Below are 3,880 nucleotides of genomic sequence, written 5' to 3'. Positions count from 1 at the left end.
TCCATACACGACGATGTTCCGATCTGCCCCACGGGCGGGGGGGGACGCGGGCCCGCGCGGGCCCCGCCGTGGGCGCCGGGAAAGCGGGACGCCCCGGACCGCGGGGTCCGGGGCGTCCACCGTGCGTCGTACGCCGGCGCGTGCGGTGGGGTCAGCGCGTGCGGTGGGGTCAGAGGGTCGCGAGGTCCAGGCCGGCCTGCGCGGCGGCGGCCCGCACGGTCTGCTCCAGCAGGACGGCGATGGTCATCGGGCCGACGCCGCCGGGCACGGGGGTGATCAGGGAGGCGCGGGCGGCGGCCGACTCGAAGTGGACGTCGCCGACGTTGCCCTCGTTGTAGCCGGCGTCCAGGACGACCGCGCCCGGCTTGATGTCCTCGCCGCGGATGAACTCGGCCTTGCCGACGGCGGCTACCAGGACGTCCGCCTGGCGCACGATCGACGGCAGGTCGACGGTGCGGGAGTGACAGTAGGTGACGGTCGCGTTGCGCTCCAGCAGGAGCATCCCGGCGGGCTTGCCGAGGATGGCGCTGCGGCCGACGACGACGGCGTGCTTGCCGGTGAGGTCCACGTCGTAGGCCTCCAGGAGGCGCATGATGCCGCCCGGGGTGCAGGACACGAAGCCGGGCAGGCCGAAGCCCATGGCGGCGAAGGAGTGCATGGTGACCCCGTCGACGTCCTTGCCCGGGGCGATGGCCTCGAAGGCGGCGCGCTCGTCGATGTGGTGCGGGACGGGGTGCTGGAGCAGGATGCCGCTGATCCGCGGGTCCTCGGAGAGCTCGGTGAGCGTGGCGATCAGTTCGTCGGTGGTGGTCGCGGCCGGCAGCTCCACGTGGCGGGAGGTGATCCCGGCCTTGGCGCAACGGTTCTGCTTCATGCGCACGTACGTGACGGAGGCCGGGTCCTCGCCGACGAGGACGGTGGCCAGGCAGGGGGCGGTGCCGGTGCGCTCGGTGATCTTCGCCGCGTCGGCGGCGGTCCGCTCCGAGATGCGGCGGGCGACGGCGGTGCCGTCCATCAGCTGGGCAGTGGCAGTCGTCATGGGGTCTCCTGAACGTCGCTGCGGATCGCGGTTCGCCCAGGCGCGCGGCAGTCGACGTACGGCGTACGCCGGGCCGCTCCCCGGTGGTGATCCACCCGAACGCCAGTCACGGCCCGCCGCCCACTGTAGTCGACTTATCCACTGGTTCCCCGGCGCCGGAGCTGGGACGATCGAGACATGACGCGCACTTTCGACCATCTCGTCGCCGAGGCCGAATCCGTGTCCGTGGACGGCTGGGACTTCTCCTGGCTCGACGGGCGGGCGACCGAGCAGCGGCCCTCGTGGGGCTACCAGCGACTCCTCGGGGAGCGTCTGGCGCGGGTGCGCTCCGCGCTGGACATCCAGACCGGGGGCGGTGAGGTGCTCGCCGGATCGGGCCCGCTGCCGCCGCTGATGGCGGCCACCGAGTCGTGGCCGCCGAACATCGACAGGGCGACCCGCCTGCTGCACCCACTGGGCGCGGTGGTGGTCGCGGACGCCGACGAGCCCCCGCTGCCCTTCGGCGACGGGGCCTTCGAGCTGGTCACCAGCCGGCACCCGGTGACCATCTGGTGGGACGAGATCGCCCGGGTGCTGGCCCCGGGCGGCACCTACCTCTCCCAGCAGGTCGGCCCGGCGAGCGTCTTCGAGCTCGTCGAGTACTTCCTGGGCCCGCAGCCGGACGACGTCCGGCGCGGTCGGCACCCCGACGACGCCGTCGCCGACGCCGCGAAGGCGGGCCTGGAAGTGGTCGATCTGCGTTCCGAACGACTGCGGACGGAGTTCCATGACATCGGAGCCGTGATCTACTTTCTACGGAAGGTGATCTGGATGGTGCCCGGCTTCACGGTCGGGCAGTACCGGGACCGGCTGCGCGAGCTCCACGAACGGATCGGGCGCGAGGGCCCGTTCGTCGCGCATACCGCCCGTTTCCTCATCGAAGCCCGCAAAACGGACTGAGAGGAGGGCCTACGGAAAGGCGTTCGCGGAGCGGACGGATCCTCGCCGGATCGGTTGCGCGGCCACAGCGTGGCGCAGGTCACTCAATTCAGCGCGTAACGAATCGACTCGGGCATGCGATGAACCGACAGGTGTCCTCGCGCGGCCCGGAATACAGACCCCCCTCGGGTCTGTTTCCCGAGTTCGCGCGATGATGTCCCGCTCACCCCTTATCTGTTCGCAACGAGAGGCTCCTTGTGTCGCTCAGCCCGTCCCGTACGTTCCCTCCGGAGATCGCCGAATCGGAGGCCCTCGTCGCGCTCGTCGAGCGCGGCCGCGAGCAGGGTCACATCAACGGTGACGACGTGCGCCAGGCCTTCGAGGCCGGCCGCATCCCGGTGGACCAGTGGAAGCGGGTCCTGCGCAGCCTGAACCAGGTCCTGGACGAGGAGGGCGTCGCCCTCCACGTCAGCGCCGCCCCCGCCACCAAGGCTCCCGCGAAGAAGCCCCGCAAGGCGGCCGCGGCCCCGGCCCGCACCGTGACCAAGAAGGCGGCCGCCGCGCCGCGCCCCATCGGCGCGCGCAAGACGGCCGCCCCGGCCACCGCGGCGGCGATATCCGCTTCGCCGACCGGCGCCGAGGGCGAGGTGGCGGCCGAGGCCGCCGCCGAGCCCAAGAAGCGCACGGTCAAGAAGACCGCCGCCAAGAAGGCGACGGCGACCAAGAAGACCGCCGCCGGCAAGAAGGGCGCGAAGGACTCCGACGAGGGCGAGACCCCGGCCGCCGAGGGCGAGGACTGGGCAGCCGAGGACCTCGCCGACGAGCCCGAGGAAGGGGCGCCCAAGACCGGCGGCACCCAGGGCTTCGTCCTGTCCGACGACGACGAGGACGACGCACCGGCGCAGACGGTCATGGTGGCCGGTGCCACCGCCGACCCCGTCAAGGACTACCTGAAGCTGATCGGCAAGGTGCCGCTCCTCAACGCCGAGCAGGAGGTCGAGCTCGCCAAGCGCATCGAGGCGGGCCTGTTCTCCGAGTACAAGCTCGAAGAGGAGGAGGACCACAAGCCCGCGTTCAAGCGCGAGCTGGAGATCCTCGTCGAGGACGGCCGCCGCGCCAAGAACCACCTGCTGGAGGCCAACCTCCGTCTCGTGGTCTCCCTGGCCAAGCGCTACACCGGCCGCGGCATGCTCTTCCTGGACCTGATCCAGGAGGGCAACGTCGGTCTGATCCGCGCGGTGGAGAAGTTCGACTACACCAAGGGCTTCAAGTTCTCCACGTACGCGACCTGGTGGATCCGGCAGGCGATCACGCGCGCCATGGCCGACCAGTCGCGCACCATCCGCATCCCCGTCCACATGGTCGAGATCATCAACAAGCTCGCCCGCGTGCAGCGCCAGATGCTCCAGGACCTCGGCCGCGAGCCCACTCCGGAGGAGCTGGGCAAGGAACTCGACATGACCCCCGAGAAGGTCATCGAGGTCCAGAAGTACGGCCGCGAGCCGATCTCCCTGCACACCCCGCTGGGTGAGGAGGGCGACAGCGAGTTCGGTGACCTCATCGAGGACTCCGAGGCGGTCGTGCCGGCCGACGCGGTGTCGTTCACCTTCCTCCAGGAGCAGCTCCAGTCGATCCTGGGGACGCTCTCCGAGCGCGAGGCGGGCGTGGTCTCCATGCGCTACGGCCTCAACGACGGCCAGCCGAAGACGCTGGACGAGATCGGTCGCGTGTACGGGGTCACCCGCGAGCGCATCCGCCAGATCGAGTCCAAGACCATGTCGAAGCTGCGCCACCCGTCGCGTTCGCAGGTGCTGCGCGACTACCTCGACTAAACCGTCGGGAGGCACCCCGGGGGGGGGGGGGGGGGGGGGGGGGGGGGGGGGGGGGGGGGGGGGGGGGGGGGGGGGGGGGGGGGGGGGGGGG

3 protein-coding genes and 1 riboswitch are annotated in these 3,880 nt (G+C 71.4%); of the genes, 2 read left to right on the top strand and 1 reads right to left on the bottom strand.

The annotated features are described in order from the left end of the window. Positions 1-169: 169 nt before the first annotated feature. Positions 170-1,039, bottom strand: a complete 870-nt coding sequence (locus NOD94_RS40540) for a bifunctional 5,10-methylenetetrahydrofolate dehydrogenase/5,10-methenyltetrahydrofolate cyclohydrolase (protein WP_281211254.1) — start codon at positions 1,037-1,039, stop codon at positions 170-172. A 27-nt stretch (positions 1,040-1,066) separates the two neighbouring features. After that, positions 1,067-1,159: riboswitch (ZMP/ZTP riboswitch) on the bottom strand. A gap of 57 nt (positions 1,160-1,216) precedes the next feature. Between NOD94_RS40540 and NOD94_RS40535 the strand changes: the two genes are divergently transcribed. Both NOD94_RS40535 and NOD94_RS40530 read left to right on the top strand, forming a co-directional pair. After that, entirely contained in the window at positions 1,217-1,978 is a 762-nt protein-coding gene (locus NOD94_RS40535; RefSeq protein ID WP_281211253.1) for a methyltransferase domain-containing protein, read from the top strand. A gap of 236 nt (positions 1,979-2,214) precedes the next feature. Then, positions 2,215-3,789 carry an RNA polymerase sigma factor gene (locus tag NOD94_RS40530; RefSeq protein ID WP_281211252.1) on the top strand — a complete coding sequence of 525 codons (1,575 nt, stop codon included), beginning with the start codon at positions 2,215-2,217 and terminating at the stop codon, positions 3,787-3,789. Positions 3,790-3,880: the final 91 nt, after the last annotated feature.

The sequence above is a fragment of the Streptomyces sp. Isolate_45 genome, assembly GCF_024721315.2.
Taxonomy (GTDB): Bacteria; Actinomycetota; Actinomycetes; order Streptomycetales; family Streptomycetaceae; genus Streptomyces.
Note: the sequence above shows the minus strand (reverse complement) of the source record. Positions and strands in the feature narration are given on the sequence as shown.